Genomic DNA, 21,559 nt, shown 5'->3' with positions numbered 1-21,559 from the left:
TGCGGGTGGCGCCATCTGCTCGGCGCTTGCACCCCGGGGTTGCGCGTGTCACGATTTGCCTTGGTGCCTGCAGCGGCCGCCATCACCGGCGGGCCTGGCGCCGCGAGGAGTTTTTGCCATGACGCCCCAACGCATTCTTCTGATACAGGGCCACCCGGACGCGAGTGCTCCCCACCTGTGCCACGCGCTGGCGCAGGCCTATGCGCAGGGGGGCATCGCGGCGGGCCACGAGGTGCGCGAGATCGAGGTGGCTGCCATCGACTTTGCGCTGCTGCGCAGCCAGCACGAGTGGGAGCTGGGCCTGCTGCCCGCATCGCTCAAGCCTGCCCAGGCGGACATCGGCTGGGCGCAGCACATCGTGCTGTTCTTTCCGTTGTGGCTGGGCGACATGCCAGCCCTGCTCAAGGGTTTTCTGGAGCAGGTGGCACGACCCGGGTTTGCCTTCAATACCGAAGGCAGCAACCCCTTTGGCCGCAAGGGGCTCACAGGGCGCAGTGCGCGGGTGGTAGTCACCATGGGCATGCCTGCGCTGGTATACCGCTGGTACTTCCGCGCGCACAGCGTGAAGTCGCTGGAGCGCAATATCCTGGGCTTTGTGGGCATTGCGCCGGTGCATGAGACGCTGGTGGGCAGCGTGGAGCAACTGGGCGACGATGGGATTGCCAAGTGGAAGGCGCGCATGCGTGCGCTGGGCGCGAAGGCGGCGTAGAGCCCTGGCCCTACCTCTGCGCTGCGATGGCGATCAGCCAAATGACCGCGCTGCGGCCAAGGCGCCCATGCGTTGGCTGATCGCAAAGAACTCCTGCACTGTGTCGTCAATGATCTGCTGCGCGGTCTTGACGGAATCGATGAGCCCGGCGGTCTGGCCTGCGAGGGCCGGTGCGGCCTCCATGTCGCCGTCAAAGTACACGCGCTGGATGCCAGCAAAGCTGTCTGCGGGCATCAGGCCTGCCTCATGGATGGCCTGGGTGCGCTGCGACTTGAGCGCGCGGATGCAGGGGCTGGCCTTGGTGTTGAGCATCCAGGTGCCGGTCACGCCCGCATCGACGATGGCGTTCTTGTAGTTGGCGTGCACGGGGCTTTCGGCGCAGCTCACAAATCGTGTGCCCATCTGTACCGCCTCAGCCCCCAGCGCAAAAGCCGCCGCCATGCCGCGCCCGTCGCAGATGCCCCCGGCCGCGACCAGCGGCACATCCACCCGCGCGCGGATGGCCTGCAGCAGCACCAGGGTGGAGACCTCTTCGGGGTTCTTGAAACCGCCGCCTTCACCACCTTCGACCACCAGGCCGTCGATGCCAGCGTCCACGCATTTGAGCGCCGCGTCCACCGTGGGCACCGCGTGGTACACGGTGATGCCCGCATCCTTGAGCGGCGCGATGAACTTGGCCGGGCTGCCCGCCGAGGTGGTCACAAACTTCACGCCCGACGCGCACACAAAGCGCAGCATGGCGTCGTCCTTCAAAAAGCGGATGGGCAGATTCACGCCAAACGGCAGGCCCAGTGCGCTCATCTTGGTGATCTCGGCCTGGCAGTTGGCGGTCTCGCCCGACGATGTCTCGATGATGCCCAGCCCGCCCGCGCGGGACACTGCCGATGCCAGCTGCGTGCGCGCGATCCAGCCCATGGGCGCCTGGATGATGGGGTAGCGCGCGCCCGTGTGGGCGAGGACGCGGTTGGTGGCGGGTGCGGTCATGGGCGGAGTCTCCTGATTTTTGGAGTGCCCATTATTTCGACGGGTGCGCTGTCGTCGTGTCGCCCGGGTTACGGTGCAGTGGGCGTGCCTTGCGTCTCTTCCCACGGCAAGCGTGCAAACAGCCGCTGCCAATCGGAGACGGGGCTGGCGTTGGCAATCTCTGCCGTGTCGTGCCCGGGGCCCCAGCCCGCAGGCCCCGGCCATGGCAGCCCGCTGTCAAACGTCATCACAGCGCCCGACACGGGGTGTGGCACCGTCAACTGCCATGCATGCAGCCACAGCCTTTGCTGCCCCAGCCGCTCGGCCCACCAGCGGTTGAGGGGACCTTTGCCGTGTGTCGCGTCGCCGATGATGGGGTGCGCCAGGTGTTTGAGGTGGCGGCGTATCTGGTGGCGCCGCCCGGTGGTGGGGATCGCCTCGACCAGCGAGGCGCGGGTGGTGGCAAAACGCACATCGCTGGCCTCGTCGAGCGTGAGCTGCGCCAGGCGCCGAAAGCGGGTGTGGGCGTCCTGGACGGCCGCATCGGCCGGGGCATCGTCGGGCTTCAAGGCGTGGTCCACCTCGATGGCCTCGGGCGCCCAGCCGCGCACCAGGGCCAGGTAGCGCTTGTGCGTAGCGCAGTGCTCGAAGGCCTGTGAAAGTGCCCGCGCCGCATCGCTGTGCAGCGCCATCACCAGCACGCCGCAGGTGCCCTTGTCGAGCCGGTGCACCGGGAACACATGCTGGCCCAGCTGGTCGCGCAGGGTCTGCATCACAAACCGCGTCTCGCCCGCGTCCAGCCCCGTGCGGTGCACCAGCCAGCCCGCAGGCTTGTAGACGGCCACCAGGTGCTCGTCGCGCCAAAGGATGTGCAGAGGGGGCATGGAAGAAGGTAGAGAAAAAAGGGGCGGGAGGCCGTAGACAGGAGTCCAACCGCACGACAGCACGGCTGATGCCGGGGCTGGCGCAGGGGCTCATGCGGTGGCATCGTTTCTACTATACGGCGGTGGGTAGGGCGCCCGGCTGGCCTGGCCTGCACACTGCTGACAAATTCTGGCAGCTGGGGCGGTAAGCTTTCCATCCACCAGAGAGAGGGCTCCATGAACCACCGCTTTCAATGCCAGTGTGCCAAGGTCGTCGGCGAGGTGGCCGACACGCGCTCCGCCATCCACGCCGTCTGTTATTGCCGAGACTGCCAGGCCTATGCCCACCATCTGGGGCAGCCCGACGCGGTGCTGAACCCTCTGGCCGGCACCGAGGTGGTGGGCACGCATGCCCGCAACGTGTCTTTCACCCGCGGCGCCGAACAGCTGGCCTGCCTGTCGCTGTCCGAGGCGGGATTGCTGCGCTGGTATGCGCGCTGCTGCAATACCCCCTTGGCCAATACGGGGCGCGACTGGCGCATGCCCTATGTGGGGCTGGTCCACCTGTGCCTGCGCGCGGGCGGCGAGCCGCTTGCGCCCGCGTTTGGGCCGGTGCAGATGCACCTGGAGACCGCCAGCGCCAAGGGCACGCCGCCCCGCATGCGCTGGAGCCAGCTGAAGGCGCTGCTGGGCTTCATGCCCCGCATTGCGGCGGCGCGATTCACCGGTAGCTACCGCCGCACACCATTCTTCACGGCCACTGGCGCGCCTGTGGTGGCGGTGCGTGTGCTGTCCGCCGCCGAACGCGAAAAGGCCGTGGCAGCGGTGTAGCAGCTGGGCCGGGTGCCGTAGTTCTTTGCGCTACCACCCACGCGCCAGGGCGTGCCAGAATGCCGACGGTTTGCCATGGAGCCCCTGGTCTGGAGGCATGTGCATCGGCCCGCGCTGCGCTCCTCGCAAAACCGAAAAACAATACAAGGAGACCCCATGTCCGCTGGAGACTGGAAAGACATGTACGCCGCCGCAGTGGCGGGCGACCTGGCACTGGTGCGCCACCACATCAGCGCGGGCGTCAACCCCAACTACCAGCACCCCGAAATTTTGTGCACACCGCTGGTGGCCAGCCTGATCCATGGCCACAGCGAGATCGCGCACTACCTGCTGGCCCACGGTGCTGATCCGCAGCTCAAGTCTGACTTTGACGACATGACACCGGTGCAGGCGGCCCGGCGCCATCAGCGCAGCGAGTTCATTGCGCTGCTGCAGGCCCGGGGCGCGAAGGAAGAGCGCAAACCGTTCTGGTGGCGCTGGCTGCCGGTGTAGACGCCGAGCACACGCGCATCCGTAGAGCCCGCGCAGTCCAGGCCAGCGGCCGCCTCGCCGCCCGGGCGGTGTCCCACTCGGGGGGAAGGGCCGAATGCGACTCAGAGTGGGCTTCCTTCCTTTGCCCGCATCTTGGCCGCGATGTACTCGCCATGCGTCACATGCAACAGCCCGGCCACCTTGCTGATGGTGTGGTTCTCGTTGGCATCGATGTGGGCGTCGGCATACGCCACCTGCCACATGGCCTCCACGAGCTGGATCTTCTGGTCCTGCGTGAAGTGATCGTTGAGGCTGCTGGTAAATCGCTGGTAGTCGTAGGCGGTCTTCGATGTGGTTACGGCCAGCTCCAGCAGGCGCTCCAGCTCATCGTCGCTCAGCGCAAATTTGCTGCGCAGGGCGGTCACCATGGTGGAACGCTCGGCGTCGTCCATGGCGGCATCAAACCGCACCACCTCCACCAGCAGCACGGCGGCTGCCAGTTGCACGGCGTGGGCGCGCGCGGCGGGCGACTGGGTGGTGGAGGGCTGCGTGAAGCTGTCAAACAGGTCTTTGAGGGTTCGGAACATCGGGTGCTTTTCGGTGTGCGGGGCAAATGGGGTGGAGGCGCGGTGGATGGGTTGGTTCCCGCAGCGCGCGCGGGCGGGCTGCGCACTTTGCGTTCGCGTGGTGTACCGCCCCGGCGACAATCGGGGGCCATGACGAAGAAAACCATACTCCCCCTGCAACTGCTGGTTGCCCCCGACAAGAACGATCCCAAGCCGCTGATCCTGTACCACGGGCGCAATTGCCCCGACGGCTTTGGCGCGGCGCTGGCCGCATGGTTGTACTACGGCGACAGTGCTGAATACGTGGGGCTCGACCACGGCGATGTCAAGTCTGTGGACGACCTGCCGCCCCTGCAAGGCCGTGCGGTTTACATCCTCGACTTTTCTTTTGCCGCCGAGGTGATGGCTGCCATCGACGAGCGTGCCGCCAAGCTGGTGATGCTGGACCACCACAAGAGCGCCGCCGAAAAACTCACTGGCTTTGCCTGCCGCTGCGGTGTGGTGCACTTCGACATGAGCAAGTCGGGCGCGCGCCTGGCGTGGGAGTTCTTTCACCCGCACGAGCCTATCCCTGAGCTGCTCAAGTACGTGGAAGACCGCGACATCTGGAAGTGGGAGTTTGCCGAGAGCGCCGCGTTCTTGTCGGCCCTCGACATGGAAGAACAGGGCTTTGCGCGCTGGCGCGAGATCGCGGCCTTCACGCCCGAGCAGCTCCAACAGTTCATGGTGCGCGGTGAGGCCATGGACCAGAAGTACAAGAAGCTCTGCGCCGACATTGCCGAAGGCGCGCAGCCGCTGGTGTTCAACGGCATCACCGGCCTGATGGTGAATGCGCCCGGTATGTTCCACAGCCTGGTGGGCGACATGCTTTCGGCCAAGACTGGCACCTTTGCGCTGATGTGGAGCGCGGGCGAAAAAGGTGTAAAGGTGGGGCTGCGTGCGCAGCGCAACTTTGACTGCATCGCGCTGGCCGAAAGCATGGGCGGCGGCGGGCATGCCCAGGCCTGCGGCTTCAAGATGAAGGTGGAGCGCCTGCCCGAGCTGCTCAGTGGCACCTTCAACGCCTGAAGCCGGGGCCGGTTCTGAATAAAAATCGGCCTTTGCGCTCTATGGATAAGCGCTGATAGCTATTAAATATATAGCAATCGGCGCAAGCTACACCAGCCGCAAGTCCGCCCCCTTCGTCCCCGGAAACACCCGCGCCACGGCGGCCGCGTTCAACCCGTACAACCGGGCGAACAACCCGCCCAGCACGGCGCGGTAGTCGTTGAGCACGGGGTAGTCGCGGTTCTGGAACAAGGTGGCGGCCGTCAGCGCCTGCTGCTCGCCCACAATGCGCCCGCCGCCCACACCACCGCCCAGCACCCAGAACACGGTGCCGTGGCCGTGGTCGGTGCCCCGGTTGCCGTTCTCGCGGAAGGTGCGGCCAAACTCGCTGACCACCACGACCACGGTGCTCTTCCATGCCGGACCCATCTCGTCGGCAAAACCCGCCAGGCCCCGGCCCAGCTCTTCAAACCGGTTGGCCAGCGCGCCCGTGGCCGCACCATGTGCCACATGGGTGTCCCAGCCGCCTACGTCCACAAAGCCCAGTTGGTAGCGCGTCTGCATCAGCTTTGCCATGCGCCGGGCCGTGCCTTCAAAACCCTTGGTGCTCAGCGCGTTGCGGCTGGCGGCTTCCATCTCGCCCTGCATGGTGCGGGCGACCTCTTCGCGCGTGGCAAAACCTTCGGCCACGGGTGTGGCCAGTGGCGTGCCCCGGTACATGGATTCGATGAGCTGCGCCTGCCGCGCGTCCACGCCACTGCGGCCCGCCGCCGCGCTCAGCAGCGTGTTGGGCACATCCACTGCTCCGCGCAGCACCAGGGGCAGGGTGCTGGTGAAGGCCATGGGCTGCAGCGCGGCCGTGGCCGGGGTGTTGCCGGTGCGCGGGTTCAGCTCGGCCACCAGCCGGTTCAAGAAACCTGAGCGGTAGTCGCGCCGCCCGCCCACGGGCTGGCCCAGCTCCATGCTGTCTTGCGTGTCGAAGTGGCTGCGCGAGAGGTCGTCGGTGCCTGCAAAGGGCACAAAGGCCAGCTGGCGCTGCTGGTACAGCGGCAGCATCGATTCGGCCAGCGCGGGGTGCAGGCCCCAGTCGGGCGTGAGCGGCAGCGCGCCGCCGTCCTGCCCGGGTCGGGCGATGGCGATGTTCGGGCGCGTCTCGTAGTAGTAGCTGCTGGCCGTGGGCACCAGCAGGCTGGCGCAGTCATAACCACCGCGCAAGAACACAAGCAGAAAACGCACGTCCTGCGCGCCGGGGGTGGCCATCGCGCTGGCGCTGTGCACGCCGAGGGCGCTGGCGCCCAGAGCTTGAAGAAGGTGTCTGCGTCGCATGGTGATTTCCTCAGCCGTGCATGAATTCCGGTGATGCAAGGAACAACAGGTTCCACTCACGCGGTGATGTTGCCTGCGCCAGCGCATTGCGCGTGGCGGCCGACCAGGCGGGCTGCAGGGCGCGCACATAGGCACTCTGCGCCAGCGGCGGGGGCGTGCGCTGCGATGCCGACTGTTCGGCCATCCTCATCTCCTTCTCGCGCGGGGTGGGCATGGGGGCGGTGGCCACCCCAGCCCCGATGGCGCGGGCGATCTCGAAGCGGGTGGACATCTGCCCCGAGCCCGCCCATGCCGCCGCATCCAGCGGGTAGCCGTCGGGCGTGGCGCGGCCATACAGGGGCTCGGCCAGGCGCTGCAGCCAGCCCAGTGCGGGCTCCGCGCCGGGCAGCACTGCGTCGCCATGGGCCAGGCGCAGGCTGGCCAGCACATAGTGCACCGGGTCGCGAAAGCGCTGGCCCAGCGATGCACGAAATTCGGGTGCGTTGAACAGTGCCTCCAGCACGGCGGCGATGTCGCCATCGGTGCGCTCGAACGTGCGGGCCAGCGTCTGCAGCAGTGCGGGCGGTGGCTTGTCGCCCACCAGGAAGAGCGCGATCTTGCGGGTGATGAAACGCGCCGTGGCCGGTGCGCGGGCCAGGCGGTCCAGCGCTTCGTCCACCTCGCCCAGGCCTTCGGCGCGCAGGGGCTGGCCCAGCAGGGTCTTGGGCTCCCAGTCATGCCGCTGGGGGTTGAACTCGAACAGGCCGTCGCGCACGTAGTGGCGGCGCAGCGCGGGCTTCATGCGCGGGGGCTCGTCGCTGTCTGGCTGGCGCGCAATGCCCACGCCGGTCAGCACGCGTGCCAGCTCCTGCACGTCCTGCTGGCTGTAGCCGCCGTCCACGCCCAGGGTGTGCAGCTCCATCAGCTCGCGCGCGTAGTTTTCGTTGATGCGGCCCGCTGCGTTGCGGGCGTTGTCCAGGTAATGCAGCATGGCCGGGTGGCGCACCGTGGCACCCAGCAGGTCGCGAAAGCGGCCCAGTGCGTGGGGGCGGATGGCGCGTTCCTCGTAGTCGCCCACCAGCACACGCAGGTTGCCTTTGCCCGCAAACACGCTGAAGTGGTTCATCCAGAACCAGGTCATCTTCTCGCGCAGCTGGGTGGGCGAGTACAGCGCGCGCAGCACAAAACGCTCGGCCGCCTCCTGCTGTAGCGCGCGCATGTCCTGCTGCCAGGCCTTGAGCGCGGCCTTGCGGCCATCCTCGGTGGGCTGGGCCTTGGCGGCCTGGTGCTGGGCCTCCATGCGCGCGGCCAGCTCGGGCAGGGGCGTGCGGGTGATGGCCATGGCGTCGATCTGCGCCTGGGCCGCGCGCGGCAGCGTGGCGGGCGTGGGGCGCAGCTGCGCGGCCAGGTAGGCGGCAACCCCTTGCGGTGGCAGCGCCTGTGGGCCCTGGGCGGTGTTGCCCCAGGTTACGCGGTCCAGCAGGCGGGCCAGGGTGGGCTCGTCGGCGGTGTTCCAGGCAGCGGCGCCCGCCGGGGTGGCGGCGCGGGCCAGGCCCAGCGGGGCGGTGGCAGCCATGCCCAGCAGGCCAGCGAGCACGGTGCGGCGGGGAAGAGGGCCGGGGAGCGGGGCGGAAGGAGCGTTCATGGGGCGCACAGGGGGCAGGCAGTGGAGCGCATGGTGCTCCGCCCCAACGCGCCGTGCAAGCCTGCCGCGCGGGTTTTACCTGCGCGACACAAACGCCCCGGAGCTTGTTTACAAGGCCTGTCGCTCCGTCGCTGAACCGCTCACCTGCTCAGCTGCTGGCCTGCGCAGCTTCCTCGAAACGGTCCACCGTGCGCAGTGTCTTGAACGCCAGCATCCAGCCACCCACCACGCCCAGCGTGCACAGCCCGCCCACCACGGCGGCGGGCACCACGCCCAGCCAGGCGGCGCTGGTGCCCGCGCGGAACTCGCCCAGCTCGTTGGACGAGCCGATGAACAGCATGTTGACCGCGTTCACCCGCCCGCGCATGGTGTCGGGCGTGGAGAACTGCACCAGCGCGCCGCGGATGTACACGCTCACCATGTCGGCCGCGCCAGCCACCATCAGCGCCGCAAACGACAGCCAGAACCAGTGCGAGAGCGCAAACACCAGGTTGGCCACGCCAAACACCGCCACGGCGATGAACATGGTGCGCCCCACATGGCGGTTGAAGGGCCGCATGCTCAGGTACAGCCCGGCGCCCACCTCGCCCACGGCCATGGCGCTGCGCAGCGCGCCCAGGCCCGCCGGGCCCACATGCAGCACCTCTTGCGCGTAGATGGGCAGCAGGGCCACCACGCCGCCCAGCAGCACGGCGAACAGGTCCAGCGAGATGGTGCCCAGGATGATGGGCCGGGTGCGGATGAAGGTGATGCCTGCGCCAAAGCGCTCGAACATCGTTCCCTGCGCGGGGCCGGGCGCAGTGGCATGGGCCACCACCACACGCAGCAGCAGCGCCACGCCCAGCACAAAACACGCGCAGCACACGGCATAGGTCAACTCGCCCCCGCCCAGCGCATACAGCAGCCCGCCCAGCAGCGGCCCTCCGATGCTGGCGACGCGCATCAGCATGCTGTTGGCGGCAATCGCCTGCGCGAGCTGCCCGCGCGGCACGATCTGCGGCAGCAGGCTTTGCATGGCTGGCCCCGAAAAAGCGCGTGCGCAGCCATACAGCACCAGCACCGCATAAATGCCCGCCACGCCGCTGGCCCCATGGCCCGCCAGCCACCACAGCAGCGCACTGCACACGCCGCCCACCGACCAGGCCAGCGCCAGGATGCGCCTGCGGTCAAAGCGGTCGATCAAATCGCCTGCTGGCAGCAGCAGGGCCAGCATGGGCAGAAACTGCGCCAGACCCACATAGGCCAGTGCCAGCGGCTCGCGGGTGAGGTCATACACCTGCCAGGCCACCACCACGGCCTGCACCTGGGTGGCGACCACGGCCACCACGCGGGCGATCAGAAAGGAAATGAAGCCGGAGTGGCCGTAGACGCTGGAGGTCTCCGCATCGGGTGCTGCAGGGGGGGAATGGGGGACTGTCATGAAAACGGAACGGGGGCGGCCGGGGCAGCGCACGCTGGGGGCCAGATGGGAAAGACCCCAGGATGCTAGCGGCTGTGCAGCCTGCACGCTGGGGGCTTGGGGGAAGACCCGCAGAAAGGGGTCTTCAGGTTTTGCCCTGGCCCGCCGATAAGGCAGAGAGGAAGAAGCGGGTTTGCGGCCTCGGCGCTGCTGCTGCGTGGGGCTGGGCGTGCCGCTTCGACCGGTTTGTACCGTTTGTCTATTCATCTGCTTTGACCAGGAGTCCCAGGGGCGTGCCATGGCGTTGACGATCAACACCAACATGATGTCGCTGAATGCGCAGCGCCGGCTTGGCGGTGCACAGAGTGATATGGCCACGACCGTGCAGCGCCTGTCCTCGGGCCTGCGCATCAACAGTGCCAAGGACGACGCAGCGGGCCTGGCGATCTCCGAGCGGTTCACTTCGCAGATCCGGGGGCTCAACCAGGCGGTGCGTAACGCCAACGACGGCGTTTCGCTCATGCAGACGGCCGAGGGCGCGCTGCAGAGCGTCACGGCCAGCCTGCAGCGCATCCGCGAGCTGGCCGTGCAGGCCGCCAACGACACCAACAGTGCGTCTGACCGCCAGGCCATCCAGGCCGAGGTGACGCGGCTGGCGCAGGAGATCGACCGCACCGGGCGCACCACGCAGTTCAATGGCATGGACGTGTTCGATCGCTCCGACGCCAGCGTGGTGGGCGACGAGAACCTGCTGTCCGTGTTTGACGGCCTGACCAGCGCGGGCAGCTGGCTGGAGAGCAGCGAAAACCTCATCCGCAACTACTTTGGTCTGCAGGGCGATGGGGCGGCCATCGACATCCGCTACACCGGCTTTACCGACAACGCGGGCGGTGTGGCCGCCTATGTGCAGGTCACCGGGTTTGACGGGCAGGGGCGGGGCAACAACCTGGTGCTGCAGGTGGACATGGCCGACTTCGTGCCGCCCAACCCGCCCAATGGGGGCTCCGCACCGTTCTACAACGACCGTGTGATTGCCCACGAAATGGTGCACGCGGTGATGGCCCGCTCCACCAACTGGCAGAACATCACCGGCAGCCACTTGTGGTTTGCCGAAGGCGCGGCCGAATTCATCCACGGCGCCGAAGAACGGGTTCGCGCCGACGTGGCCAACCTGGGCGTGGCGGCCGTGGTGGCGGCCATTGGCGGGCCCAGCAACACCAGCGAGTTCTACTCGTCCAGCTACTCGGCCGTGCGCTACATGCACGAGCGCATCAAGACGGCGGGCGGCACCGGCATCAAGGATGTGCTCACCTACATGAGCAACAACCCCGGCTCCACGCTGGACGCGGCCATTGGCGCAGCCTCGGCCGGGGCCTTCACCAACGCGGGGGATGTGCTCACGCAGTACGGGCTCAACGGTGCGGCCTTCATCGGCAGCTTTGACCTGAACAATGCCGACACCGGCGCCATTGGCGGCGCCGACGTGGACGGCGGCATGGTGCGCGACGCCAAGGCGGCGCTGCCCAACCAGGGCAGCCGCTCGGGCAAGGACGCGCTGCAGGGCTTCACCGAGACCTACGAAAACATCGCCTCGACCAGCGGCGCCATCAGCACCAAGGTGTTCCAGGTGGGCGCCAATGCCAACCAGACGCTGGAAACCCGAGTGGGCGCGATTGGCCTGGGGGCCATGGGCCTGCGCAACACGCTGGATGTGACCACCTCGGCCGCGCAGGCCATCGTGTCGGTAGACCGCGCGCTCGACTATGTGAACAGCCAGCGCGCCGTCATCGGCGCCCAGTCCTCGCGGCTGGAGTCGGCCATTGCCAACCTGCAGATCGGCAGCGAAAACCTGTCGGCCAGCCGCTCCCGCATTGTCGACACGGATTTCGCGGTAGAGACCGCCAGCCTGGCCCGCCAGCAGATCCTGCAGCAGGCGGGCAACGCCATGGTGGTGCAGGCCAACCAGATGCCCCAGGGCGTGCTGGCTTTGCTGCGCACCTGATGCATCCCTCTCCAGCCCAGCTCAGCGCTGGCTGCGTCGGTGCCGGTAGTCCCACGGCGCCAGCGGCCGCTTCTGTGACCACAACCCTGTGCCGCTGCTGCGCGCCTGGCGCTGCAGAGCCACCAGCTGCGGGCGGGATTCGGCATAGGGTGTGTACACCCAGGCCAGGCCGGCGCGCACCTGTGCCGTAGCCACGTCTGCGCTGCCGCAGCGCACATGGGCCACCGTGCGGCCGTAGTTGTCTTCGTCCACCGGCTGCAGCGCGGCGCGTTGCCTGAAGCACAGCTGCGCCAGGTGCTGCCGTGACTTCTGGCCAAAGGCCTGGCGTGACTCGGGCGCGTCGATGGCGGCGATACGCACCTTCACCTGCTGGTAGGCGCCGGGCGCGCCGCAGCGCACGGTCAGGGTGTCGCCGTCGCTGATGGCGACGACCAGGCAGAGCAGGGAGGCAAGGGGCACGGCAGCAGAGGGAGAGAGAAATGGTGGAAGGCGAGCAAGAAGGCAGGTGACAGAATGTTGTGCCAAATTGCCACTTCGCGCTTTATGGATAAGCGCTAACAGCTATCAATAGTGTAGCATCTGGCGTGTTGTCTCTACGGGCTGCTGCAAATTGATACCTTGACGCGTGCAATGCCCGAAATGGTGCGCAGGGCGTGCGTGCAGGGCTTTGGGCTGTGGTTACCACGCTTTCAGCCCCTCCACGGGCAAGGGCGTTGTGCCAGGCTGGGCATAGGGCTTTCTAGAATCGACGGGAACCGGGTGTGGTGCAGACTGTCAGAACGCCATGGCAGCCGTTCTTCGCCGCTATGGCAACCGGAAATGCCCCCCCGCAATGACGACTTTCTTGATGATGTTGATGACCCCGAAGGAGTGCCCGCCCTTGCGTTTGTGCCTTTTCCCGACCCGCTTCACTGTTCGTTCTGGTGCTGCTGCAGGTGGCGTGGCTCTTGCCGCATTGCTGGCAGGCTGTGTGGGCACCACGCCCAAGACGTTTGGGGTGCAGGAGAGTTTTGGTTCGGTGGCCACCTACTCGCGCCTGTTTGACGCTACGCCCACCCAGACCTGCGAGGCATCGCGCCGCGCGCTGCTGAGCCAGGGCTACATCATCTCCACCCACCAGCCGGAACTGGTGGAGGGCAAAAAGAGCTTCCAGCCCGAAGCCGAGTCGCACCTGCAGATGGTGGTGCGCGTGGTGTGTGTGCCCGAGGCCACGGACGGCAAGGTGAGCCTGGGCTTTGTGACGGCGCTGCAGGACACCTATGCCCTGCGCAAGACCAACAACTCGGCCAGCGTGGGCGTGGGCGCCATCGGGTCCGTGTCGCTGCCGTTTTCTGCCAGCAGCGAATCGCTGGTCAAGGTGGGCAGCGAGACCATCTCGAAGGACGCTTTCTACGAGAGCTTCTTCGATCTGGTCAAGCGCTACCTCGTGATGGACCAGGCGCAAGCCATCGGTGGCTGACGCGGAGGTTCCAGGCACTGGGGCCTGAGCGCTCTGGGCCTGCGCTCTCAGAGGGGCGTGGCAATCCCCGCAGCAGTTCTCACTCTCCGCGCCAGCGCGCCACCAGCTCCCATCCCTGCGGCCAGTCACCCAGGCCACTGTCGGCATTGAGGTGGCCCCGCGCACCCAGCACCACGTGCTCGGCGTTCCAGGCGCTGGCGCACTGCGCCGAAAAGCCGGGGGTGGAATACGGGTCGCTGGTGCTGCTCATCAGCACCCGTCTCGGCAGGTCGCGCTGGGCGGGCAGCACGGCAGGCAGTGGGGCAAAGCCTTTGGCGTCGGCCGGAAAATTCGGCCCCCCGGGGTCTGGCACCGCCACCAGCAGCAGCGCATGCACGGGCCGGTGGTGGCGCGCGGCCCAGTGCACCGCGACCAGGCAGCCCAGGCTGTGTGCCACCAGGATGGGGGGCTGGGGCGATGCAGCAACGGCGTCATCGAGCGTGCGCACCCAGGTGTCGCAATCGGGGTGGTCCCAGTCGGCCTGCTCCACCCGCGCTACGCCCGCGTGCCGGGATTGCCACAATGACTGCCAATGTGTGGGGCCCGAGTTGTAGATGCCCGGAATCAGCAAGACAGGTCGCGTCGTCATTCAATGTCCTTGTTCTCAAAGCAGATCCATCACTGCCCGCCAACAATAGGAAACCGCCGCTGTTCCGGCCAGGGGGGCTCATCGGAAATCGCCCGCCCAAACCTTGAAGTCATCGTTAAGAGCCTGTTCAAAGAAAGCACCCCGTGGAACTGGACAAAAAAGACCGACAGATCCTCATGGCCCTGCAGCATGACGCGCGGCAAAGCCTGTCGGCGCTGGGCAAGCAGATCGGCCTGTCGCAGCCTGCGATGAGCGAGCGTGTGAAAAAGCTCGAAGACGCGGGCGTGATTGCAGGCTACGCGGCCCGCATCAACCTGGACGCCGTGGGCCTGGGCCTGCAGGCGGTGGTGCGGGTGCGCACCACGCACGAGCACATCCAGCGCTATGTGTTGCTGTTCCAGTCCCTGCCCGAAGTGCTGGATGTGGTGCGCGTGACCGGCGAAGACTGCTTCGTGGTGCGCTGCGCCTTCGGCCAGCCCGCCGACCTGGAGCGCGTGGTGGATGCGCTGGCCGCGTTTGGCAGCGTCTCCACATCACTGGTGCTGTCGCACCCGGTGAACAAGGCGGTGCCGCTGGGTTAAGAGTTTTTCGTCCAAAGAGCCGCTGGCGCTTGATGGATAAGCGCAAATAGCTATGAAAACAATAGCGTCAAGAGGCGTGGCTATGGGTTGCGTTGCGAGGCTGGCGGCACCTTGTACCGCAGCTCTGCAAAGATGCCGCCCAGCGTTGTCACCGACTGCAGGCGCAGCGCCGGTTGTGTGATCCGGCGTGGCAACAGCGGCTTGCCCGCACCCAGTGTGACCGGTGCGATCTGCACGATCAACTCGTCCAGCAGGCCCGCGTCACAAAACTGCCCCACCAGCTCGCCCCCGCCCACGATCCACACATTGCGCCCCGCTGCGGCTCGCACCATGGACTGGTGCACGGGCCGCACATCGCCACGCACAAAGCGCACATCGGCGCCCGGGATGGCGCGCAGCGTGCGCGTGCTGAACACCCATGTGGGCTGCACGTAGGGCCAGGGCTGGCCTGCGTCGATGGCGTGTTTCAGCATCCATTCATAGGTGTGCGACCCCATGGCCAGCGCACCCACGTCGCGGATGAAAGCGGGGTAGCTGGAGCCCTCGATCTCGCCGAACTGCAAGAGCCAGCCAAGGTCATGGTCTGGCGTGGCAATGAAGCCGTCGAGGCTGGATGCGCCGTAGAACTGTGTGAGGGTCATGGCGGCGCACTGTAGAGACCGGCTGCTGACAACGTGCTGGCAGCAAGCTGGGAGGGCGGCGGGAAGGCCCGAGTGCGTCAGGGTAACTGCACCGTCTCCGCCAGATGCCCGTACACCGTGGCAATGCGCCGCAGGTGCCGCGACTCGGGGTGCGTCAGCAGCCACAGCTCGGTTTCACAGTCGGCCAGCGACCCGGTGAGGGGGCGCAGGTCGCTGCGGCCCTGGGCCAGAAAGAGGGGCAGCACCCCCACGCCCATGCCCAGGGCCACCAGCTCCATCACGGTGAGCAGGCTGTTGACGCGGTAGGTGGGCGGCGCCTTGGGGTATTGCTTTTTGCGCCAGCGCACCGAGGGGTGGTCGGGCAGCGCGTCGTCGGGCGCAATCCAGGCTGCGCGGCCCGCCTCCACGTCGGACAGGGCCAGCGGGCTGGCGGTGCCTGCGTACAGCGCGGATCGGATCATGCCCAGTTGCCGACCCACCAGGTGTTGTGGCGGACGCTTGGTGGCGCGCACGGCGATGTCGGTGTCTCGGCGCGTCAGGCTCACCAGTTCATTGCCCGCATGCAGTTCGTATACCAAGGCCGGGTGCCGGGGCTGCAGCACCTGCAGGGCCGGGGCGATGAGGCCGTGCAGGAGGGTGTCGGTGGTGGAGATGCGCACCGTGCCCGACACCTGCTCGGGCTGTGCCTGCGTGGCCGTGCGGGCGGCCTCCAGGGCGGCTTCCACGCGCTCGGCCTGCTCGGCCAGGGCCTGGGCCAGCTCTGAGGCGCGGTATCCCGCGCGCGAGCGCTCGAACAGCAACTGGCCCAGCCCGCGCTCGATGCGCTGGATGGCACGGAACACCGTGGACGCATCCACGCCAAGCCGTTCACCGGCTGCTGCCAAGGTGCCGGTGCGCACCATGGCCAGCAGCACTTCCAGCTCTGCGGCGCCCAATTGGTATTGCGTGGGTGCAATCGATGTTTTCATGTTTGCTTATTTTGTTTGCGTCAATGCAATCATAAATTCTGCTGGTCGCCATACGTCGGTAGATACACCGCGGGCGATGTCTACCCCCTTGCTATAGAAAGCCCGCCTATGAAACACACCTGCACCTGCATTGCCTGCCTGTTGAACACCCTCTGTGCCCCACACGCTCAAGGATGGGCCGCATGAGCTCGCGAACAGCCGCATCCGCACTCACCCTGGTCTCGCACGCGCTGTGCCCCTATGTGCAGCGCGTGGCCATCGTTCTGCACGAAAAAGGGCTGGCGTTTGAGCGCCGCACCATCGACCTGGCCCGCAAGCCCGACTGGTTTCCGGCTATCTCGCCGCTGGGCAAGACCCCGGTCTTGCAGGTGCAGGGCCAAAGCCTGTTCGAGTCCGCTGTGATCTGCGAATACCTGGACGAAGTGGCCATGCCCGTGTTGCACCCGTCAGATCCGCTGCAACGCGCACGCCACCGGGCATGGATGGAGTTTGGCTCTGCGGTGCTGAACACCATCGGCGGCTTCTACGCCGCGCCGGATGAGGCCACGCTGCAGGCCCGCGCGCAGGACCTGCGCAGCCGCTTTGTGCAGATCGAAGAGGCCCTGGGCCAGCGCAGCGCGCCGGGGCCGTACTTTGCCGGGCCGCACTTTGGCATGGTGGATGCGGTGTTCGGCCCGGTGTTCCGGTACTTTGACGTCATCGACACCTTGCCGGGCATGGATGACCTGGCGCTCTGGCAGGGTTTGCCGCGTGTGCTGCACTGGCGTGCTGCACTGGCTGCGCGCCCTTCGGTGCAGCAGGCCGTGGGGGCCGACTATGCCGAGGGCTTGCGGGCCTTTTTGCTCGCGCGTGGGTCCGCGTTGTCGCGGCGCATGCAGGCGGTGGCCGCGTAGGCCCCGCACGCCTACCGGTTCAATCCGCCCAGGTGCCCGGCGCCAGCCCGTCCAGCGTGTACGGCCCGATGGCCGCACGGATGAGCCGCAGCGTGGGGTGGCCCACGGCGGCCGTCATGCGGCGCACCTGGCGGTTGCGGCCTTCGCGGATGACCAGCTCGATCCAGGCAGTGGGGATGGCCTTGCGTTCGCGGATGGGCGGGTTGCGGTCCCACACCGCAGGCGCGGGCTCCAGCAGCCGTGCGCGGGCGGGCAGGGTGGGGCCGTCGTTCAGCACCACGCCGCTGCGCAGCGCGGCCAGCGCGGCCTCATCGGGGACGCCCTCCACCTGCACCCAGTAGGTCTTCTCCATCTTGAAGCGTGGATCGGCAATGCGGGCCTGTTGCTTGCCGTCGTTGGTCAGCAGCAGCAGGCCCTCGCTGTCGGCATCCAGTCGCCCGGCCACGTATACGCCGGGCAGGTCGATGTAGTCCTTCAGGCCCTGCCATTTGCCCTCGGCCGTGAACTGGCTGAGCACGCCGTAGGGTTTGTTGAAGCGGATCAGGCGGGCGGTCATCGATGACGGGGTGGGAGCGGTGAGGGTGGATCGGGGCGCGCAGGGCTGCCGAGCATAGCTGCAGCGAGGGAGGAAAGAACCAGTGCGGCGCTGAGTGAACAGGATGGCGTCTGACACCTGCTTCATCCTCCGGCCTGGCCGGGGGGCGGAGCTTGACAGGTAAAATAGGCCTCCAGCGCTACGCTAGCTTGCGCTGGCAGCTATTTAATCCATAGCTGATTCATCTGGGCAAGTGTTGCCTGACCCTCTCATCCAGGCCTCAAGGAGACACCGCCATGACCACCATTGAACTCGACATTGCCCAGACCATCGGCATCGCTGCCGTGCTGCTGGTGGTGGGCGATTTCATCAAAAACCGCGTCGGCTTGCTCTCGCGTTACTTCATTCCCGGGCCCATCATCGGCGGGCTGGTGTTTTCGCTGATTGCGCTGGTGGGCCACCAGACGGGCCTGTTCACCTTTCAGTTCTACGACAACATGCGCGCCTTTTTGCTGCTGGTGTTTTTCACCACCATCGGCTTTTCGGCCAGCTTCGAGCTGCTCAAGAAAGGCGGTGTCGGCGTAGCGCTGTTTCTGGCCGCCGCCGTGGGCCTGGTGGTGCTGCAGAACCTGCTGGGCGCCGGGCTGGCTGCTGCGCTGGGCGTGCATCCGCTCATCGGCGTGGCGGCGGGGTCCATATCGCTCACGGGCGGGCACGGCACCTCGGCCGCGTTTGGCCCGCTGCTGGAGCAGGCGGGCGCCGCAGGTGCGTTGCCCGCCGCCATTGCGGCGGCCACCTATGGCCTGGTGGCAGGTTGTGTGATTGGCGGCCCGCTGGGCACCCTGCTGATGCGGCGCAATGGCCTGCACACCTCGGGGTTGGCTGCGGGCACGCCAGCCGCTGCCACCGCCACGGCGGCTGGCGCTGTCGACGCCGCCAATGCCTCCACCGCCCGCCTTGCAGCCCCGGCCCCCATGGGCAACAGCGACACTGTGATGTACGCCAGCATCCTGATTGCCGTGTCCATCGGGGCAGGCACGTTGCTGGTCAACTGGCTCAAGGGCCTGGGCATTACGCTGCCTTCGTACCTGGGCCCGATGCTGGTGGCGGCGGTGGTGCGCAACATCATCGACTGGCGCGACAGTGCGCTGCCCCTGCGCCAGTTCGAGGTAGTGGGCAATGTGTCGCTGGCGTTCTTCCTGGCCATGGCGCTCATGTCCATGAAGCTGTGGGAGCTGGCCGAGGTGGCCGGGCCGCTGCTGGTCATCCTGCTTGCCCAGACCGTGCTGATGTTTGCGTATGGCTACTTTGTCACCTTCCGCGTGATGGGGCGCGACTATGACGCCGCAGTCATCGCCGCCGGCCACTGCGGCTTTGGCATGGGCGCCACGCCCAACGCCATGGCCAACATGCAGGCGTTCACCGCCGTCAATGGGCCATCGGTGAAGGCGTTTTTTGTGATCCCGCTCGTGGGTTCGCTCTTCATCGATTTTTTCAACGCCGTGATCATCACGGGCTTCATGAATTATTTGAAGTGACCCCCTGAGCCGCTTCGCGTCTTCCCCCGTAGGGGGACGCCTCCAGCGGCCCGGCGAAGCCGGTTCCGCGGTGGCGCTGGTAGGGGCGCGCCCCCTTCAAGCGCTGTTGGCCCGCAGCGACGGTGGATGCCGAAACTACACAGCCACAAACAGCGCAGGGTCCACCATGGTTCTGTTCAGCATCACGCCCCAGTGCAGGTGCGGCCCGGTCACGCGGCCGGTGGCGCCCACCTTGCAGAATGCGTCGCCCGCCTGCAGCACGTCGCCCACGCGCACATCCATGCTGCTCAGGTGGCAGTACATCGTCAGCAGGCCCTGGCCGTGGTCCAGCCACACCGTGCCGCCATTGAAGAAGTAGTCGCCCACGTCAATCACCCGGCCTGGCAACGGAGCCACGATGGGCGTGCCCGTGGCGGCGGCAATGTCCATACCGCTGTGCGGATTGCGCGGCTGGCCGTTGAACACGCGCCGCAGCCCGAACGAGCTGGACCGCCGCCCCTGCACCGGCACCCGCATGCGCAGCGATGGCAGGGCCACACCGGCGGGCTGCTCGGTGAAGGTCGCCATCACCTTCGCCTGGTGGTCGCGCTCGCGCTCGTAGCGGGCCTGGTCCTCGGGTGAGAGGTCTACCGTGCGCGGCGATACCTTGAGGTGCTGCTCCTTGTATTGCTTGGGGGCTACGGCGTAGTGCACCAGGCGCGGGCTGCCGCCGCCTTCGGCCAGCACCGTGATAAACGCATCGCCGGGTGCTGCCGCCAGCGGTATGCCCACGATGGCTGTCCACTCAATGGCATCGCCCACCACCCGCAGCGGCACATCCGCATCGCCCTGGCGCACCTGCGCCACCGGCCGTGTGGCCGCCGGGCCCAGCGACAGCCGAGCCACACCCCCGGGCACCTGCAGCGCCTGGGGCCACACCGTGGGCGCGGGTGGCAATGGCTTGGCGTGCAGCAGCCCCACCAGGGCGGGCTGGGCGAGAAGGCCCGCCGTGCCGATCAAGGCGCTGCGGCGGTTGATGGGGGTGGCTGGGCGGATGAGGGAAGGGCGGGCAGGTTCAGACACGGCAGGGCAACGGTAAGAAAAAAGCGCGGGGGATGGCAAGCGTGCTGCAGCCGCGCGTGCACGGCGAGCACCCCGCAATTGTGCCGCCCAGCGTTGGCGGCGTCCGCCTACATCGCCACCCCCAGGCCGCCACCTACCATCGCGCCATGCCACCTGCCGCCCCCCGCCGCTTCACCATGTTCACTGTCTTGCTCACGGCCCTGGCCACTGGGGCCCTTGTCTTGTTGGCGCTCAACTTCACGGCGGGCGAAAAAAAGGTGCAGCAACAGCTGCCGCGCCTGTACAACACCGCCCACCCGCAGTTCGAACGTGCCCTGGGCAGTCTGCTGGGCCCGGGCATCGTGGGCGGCAATGCGGTGACCGAGCTGCTCAACGGCGACCAGATCTTTCCGCCCATGCTGGCCGCGATCAAATCCGCGCAGAAAAGCGTCACCTTCGAAACCTACATCTACTGGTCGGGCGACATCGGCAAGCAGTTTGCCGACGCCCTGAGCGAGCGCGCCCGCGCGGGTGTGCCCGTGCATGTGCTGCTCGACTGGGTAGGCAGCGCCAAGATGGAAGAGAGCTACCTGGCCGAGATGAAAGCGGCCGGGGTACAGATCGAAAAATTCCACAAACCCCACTGGTACAACCTGGCCCGCCTGAACAACCGCACCCACCGCAAGCTGCTGGTGGTGGACGGACAGGTGGGCTTTACCGGTGGCGTGGGCATTGCGCCTGAGTGGACGGGCCACGCGCAAGACCCCAACCATTGGCGCGACTCACACTACTTGGTGCGTGGCCCCGTGGTGGCGCAGATGCAGGCCACGTTTTTGGACAACTGGCTCAAGGTCACCGGCAAGGTGCTGCATGGCGAGGCGTACTTTCCGGCCATCGCACAAGACCCTCCCGTGGGCATGCAAAAGGCGCAGATGTTCTCCAGCTCGCCATCGAGTGGCAGCGAGAGCATGCAGCTCATGTACCACCTGGCCATCACCGCGGCCGAGCGCAGCATCGACCTGTCGGTGGCGTACTTCGTGCCCGATGAGCTGACCCACAAATTGCTGATGGACGCCTTGGCGCGCGGCGTGCGCCTGCGCCTGGTGACCCCCGGTGAACACACCGACACCGAAACGGTGAAGGCTGCATCCCGCGCCACCTGGGGCCCGCTGCTGCAGGCCGGTGCCGAGATTTATGAATACACGCCCACCATGTACCACTGCAAGGTCATGATCGTGGACCAGCTGCTGGTGTCGGTGGGCTCCACCAATTTTGACAACCGCTCGTTCCGCCTCAACGATGAGGCCAACCTGAACGTGTACGACGCGGCGTTTGCGCAGCGCCAGACCCAGGTTTTTGAAGACGATATCGAGCGGTCACGCCGCGTGACCTACCAGGCTTGGTTGGACCGGCCGCTGCGCGAGAAGGCTCACGAGAAATTGACGGCCTTGCTGCGGTCGCAGTTGTGATGGGG

22 protein-coding genes are annotated in these 21,559 nt (G+C 67.0%); 10 read left to right on the top strand and 12 right to left on the bottom strand.

What is annotated here, in order from left to right:
* Positions 1 to 118 precede the first annotated feature (118 nt).
* On the top strand, positions 119 to 709 hold the full coding sequence (locus ACQ4MJ_RS12950; RefSeq protein WP_431152409.1) for an NAD(P)H-dependent oxidoreductase: 591 nt from the start codon (positions 119 to 121) through the stop codon (positions 707 to 709).
* 33 nt (positions 710 to 742) lie between these two features.
* Here the strand turns inward: ACQ4MJ_RS12950 and ACQ4MJ_RS12945 are convergent, their stop codons facing one another.
* Positions 743 to 1,693, bottom strand: coding sequence for an NAD(P)H-dependent flavin oxidoreductase (locus tag ACQ4MJ_RS12945; protein ID WP_176885375.1), 951 nt, complete (start codon positions 1,691 to 1,693; stop codon positions 743 to 745).
* 68 nt (positions 1,694 to 1,761) lie between these two features.
* Positions 1,762 to 2,556 carry a pseudouridine synthase gene (locus tag ACQ4MJ_RS12940; RefSeq protein ID WP_431152410.1) on the bottom strand — a complete coding sequence of 265 codons (795 nt, stop codon included), beginning with the start codon at positions 2,554 to 2,556 and terminating at the stop codon, positions 1,762 to 1,764.
* Positions 2,557 to 2,772: 216 nt separating this feature from the next.
* Here ACQ4MJ_RS12940 and ACQ4MJ_RS12935 point away from each other — a divergent pair, with 216 nt between their 5' ends.
* Positions 2,773 to 3,366 (top strand): DUF6151 family protein, encoded by a 594-nt coding sequence (locus ACQ4MJ_RS12935; protein WP_218299253.1) that lies wholly within the window; start codon positions 2,773 to 2,775, stop codon positions 3,364 to 3,366.
* Between the two features lie 156 nt (positions 3,367 to 3,522).
* Positions 3,523 to 3,858, top strand: a complete 336-nt coding sequence (locus tag ACQ4MJ_RS12930; protein WP_431152411.1) for an ankyrin repeat domain-containing protein — start codon at positions 3,523 to 3,525, stop codon at positions 3,856 to 3,858.
* A gap of 101 nt (positions 3,859 to 3,959) precedes the next feature.
* Here ACQ4MJ_RS12930 and ACQ4MJ_RS12925 read toward each other — a convergent pair whose 3' ends face one another.
* On the bottom strand, positions 3,960 to 4,424 hold the full coding sequence (locus ACQ4MJ_RS12925; RefSeq protein WP_121419499.1) for a TerB family tellurite resistance protein: 465 nt from the start codon (positions 4,422 to 4,424) through the stop codon (positions 3,960 to 3,962).
* A gap of 129 nt (positions 4,425 to 4,553) precedes the next feature.
* On the opposite strand from ACQ4MJ_RS12925, the gene ACQ4MJ_RS12920 reads away from it, so the two are divergent.
* Positions 4,554 to 5,471 (top strand): DHH family phosphoesterase, encoded by a 918-nt coding sequence (locus tag ACQ4MJ_RS12920; protein WP_431152412.1) that lies wholly within the window; start codon positions 4,554 to 4,556, stop codon positions 5,469 to 5,471.
* A gap of 87 nt (positions 5,472 to 5,558) precedes the next feature.
* Here ACQ4MJ_RS12920 and ACQ4MJ_RS12915 read toward each other — a convergent pair whose 3' ends face one another.
* The 3 genes from ACQ4MJ_RS12915 to ACQ4MJ_RS12905 form a co-directional block, all read right to left on the bottom strand.
* Complete coding sequence (locus tag ACQ4MJ_RS12915) at positions 5,559 to 6,776, bottom strand: DUF1501 domain-containing protein (protein ID WP_431152413.1); 1,218 nt, start codon at positions 6,774 to 6,776, stop codon at positions 5,559 to 5,561.
* A 10-nt stretch (positions 6,777 to 6,786) separates the two neighbouring features.
* Positions 6,787 to 8,400 (bottom strand): DUF1800 domain-containing protein, encoded by a 1,614-nt coding sequence (locus tag ACQ4MJ_RS12910; protein ID WP_431152414.1) that lies wholly within the window; start codon positions 8,398 to 8,400, stop codon positions 6,787 to 6,789.
* 148 nt (positions 8,401 to 8,548) lie between these two features.
* Positions 8,549 to 9,820, bottom strand: a complete 1,272-nt coding sequence (locus tag ACQ4MJ_RS12905; RefSeq protein ID WP_228894369.1) for an MFS transporter — start codon at positions 9,818 to 9,820, stop codon at positions 8,549 to 8,551.
* Between the two features lie 277 nt (positions 9,821 to 10,097).
* Between ACQ4MJ_RS12905 and ACQ4MJ_RS12900 the strand changes: the two genes are divergently transcribed.
* Positions 10,098 to 11,801 carry a flagellinolysin gene (locus ACQ4MJ_RS12900; RefSeq protein ID WP_431152415.1) on the top strand — a complete coding sequence of 568 codons (1,704 nt, stop codon included), beginning with the start codon at positions 10,098 to 10,100 and terminating at the stop codon, positions 11,799 to 11,801.
* A 21-nt stretch (positions 11,802 to 11,822) separates the two neighbouring features.
* Here the strand turns inward: ACQ4MJ_RS12900 and ACQ4MJ_RS12895 are convergent, their stop codons facing one another.
* Positions 11,823 to 12,260: a thermonuclease family protein gene (locus tag ACQ4MJ_RS12895; protein ID WP_218299260.1), complete on the bottom strand. Its 438-nt coding sequence runs from the start codon at positions 12,258 to 12,260 to the stop codon at positions 11,823 to 11,825.
* A gap of 421 nt (positions 12,261 to 12,681) precedes the next feature.
* On the opposite strand from ACQ4MJ_RS12895, the gene ACQ4MJ_RS12890 reads away from it, so the two are divergent.
* The gene (locus tag ACQ4MJ_RS12890) at positions 12,682 to 13,260 is read left to right on the top strand and encodes a DUF2242 domain-containing protein (RefSeq protein WP_431152416.1); all 579 of its coding nucleotides are present in this window, start codon (positions 12,682 to 12,684) and stop codon (positions 13,258 to 13,260) included.
* Positions 13,261 to 13,339: 79 nt separating this feature from the next.
* Here the strand turns inward: ACQ4MJ_RS12890 and ACQ4MJ_RS12885 are convergent, their stop codons facing one another.
* Entirely contained in the window at positions 13,340 to 13,888 is a 549-nt protein-coding gene (locus ACQ4MJ_RS12885; RefSeq protein WP_431152417.1) for an RBBP9/YdeN family alpha/beta hydrolase, read from the bottom strand.
* 143 nt (positions 13,889 to 14,031) lie between these two features.
* Between ACQ4MJ_RS12885 and ACQ4MJ_RS12880 the strand changes: the two genes are divergently transcribed.
* Positions 14,032 to 14,469, top strand: a complete 438-nt coding sequence (locus ACQ4MJ_RS12880; RefSeq protein ID WP_055398842.1) for an Lrp/AsnC family transcriptional regulator — start codon at positions 14,032 to 14,034, stop codon at positions 14,467 to 14,469.
* Positions 14,470 to 14,549: 80 nt separating this feature from the next.
* On the opposite strand, the gene ACQ4MJ_RS12875 is transcribed toward ACQ4MJ_RS12880, so the two are convergent.
* Together ACQ4MJ_RS12875 and ACQ4MJ_RS12870 are read right to left on the bottom strand one after the other, a co-directional pair.
* Positions 14,550 to 15,110 carry a dihydrofolate reductase family protein gene (locus ACQ4MJ_RS12875; RefSeq protein ID WP_431152418.1) on the bottom strand — a complete coding sequence of 187 codons (561 nt, stop codon included), beginning with the start codon at positions 15,108 to 15,110 and terminating at the stop codon, positions 14,550 to 14,552.
* Positions 15,111 to 15,187: 77 nt separating this feature from the next.
* Positions 15,188 to 16,078 (bottom strand): LysR family transcriptional regulator, encoded by an 891-nt coding sequence (locus tag ACQ4MJ_RS12870; protein WP_431152419.1) that lies wholly within the window; start codon positions 16,076 to 16,078, stop codon positions 15,188 to 15,190.
* 182 nt (positions 16,079 to 16,260) lie between these two features.
* Between ACQ4MJ_RS12870 and ACQ4MJ_RS12865 the strand changes: the two genes are divergently transcribed.
* Positions 16,261 to 16,971 carry a glutathione S-transferase family protein gene (locus tag ACQ4MJ_RS12865; RefSeq protein ID WP_431152420.1) on the top strand — a complete coding sequence of 237 codons (711 nt, stop codon included), beginning with the start codon at positions 16,261 to 16,263 and terminating at the stop codon, positions 16,969 to 16,971.
* A 19-nt stretch (positions 16,972 to 16,990) separates the two neighbouring features.
* On the opposite strand, the gene ACQ4MJ_RS12860 is transcribed toward ACQ4MJ_RS12865, so the two are convergent.
* Positions 16,991 to 17,653 (bottom strand): pseudouridine synthase, encoded by a 663-nt coding sequence (locus ACQ4MJ_RS12860; protein ID WP_431152421.1) that lies wholly within the window; start codon positions 17,651 to 17,653, stop codon positions 16,991 to 16,993.
* A 149-nt stretch (positions 17,654 to 17,802) separates the two neighbouring features.
* Here ACQ4MJ_RS12860 and gltS point away from each other — a divergent pair, with 149 nt between their 5' ends.
* Positions 17,803 to 19,044, top strand: coding sequence for a sodium/glutamate symporter (gene gltS / locus ACQ4MJ_RS12855; RefSeq protein ID WP_055398922.1), 1,242 nt, complete (start codon positions 17,803 to 17,805; stop codon positions 19,042 to 19,044).
* 135 nt (positions 19,045 to 19,179) lie between these two features.
* Here the strand turns inward: gltS and ACQ4MJ_RS12850 are convergent, their stop codons facing one another.
* The gene (locus tag ACQ4MJ_RS12850) at positions 19,180 to 20,106 is read right to left on the bottom strand and encodes a peptidoglycan DD-metalloendopeptidase family protein (RefSeq protein WP_431152422.1); all 927 of its coding nucleotides are present in this window, start codon (positions 20,104 to 20,106) and stop codon (positions 19,180 to 19,182) included.
* A 176-nt stretch (positions 20,107 to 20,282) separates the two neighbouring features.
* Here ACQ4MJ_RS12850 and ACQ4MJ_RS12845 point away from each other — a divergent pair, with 176 nt between their 5' ends.
* Positions 20,283 to 21,554 carry a phospholipase D-like domain-containing protein gene (locus tag ACQ4MJ_RS12845; protein ID WP_431153072.1) on the top strand — a complete coding sequence of 424 codons (1,272 nt, stop codon included), beginning with the start codon at positions 20,283 to 20,285 and terminating at the stop codon, positions 21,552 to 21,554.
* Positions 21,555 to 21,559 lie beyond the last annotated feature (5 nt).

The organism is Acidovorax facilis, assembly GCF_050626955.1.
GTDB lineage: Bacteria > Pseudomonadota > Gammaproteobacteria > Burkholderiales > Burkholderiaceae_C > Acidovorax > Acidovorax facilis.
This window is presented reverse-complemented; position numbering and strand designations above follow the sequence as displayed.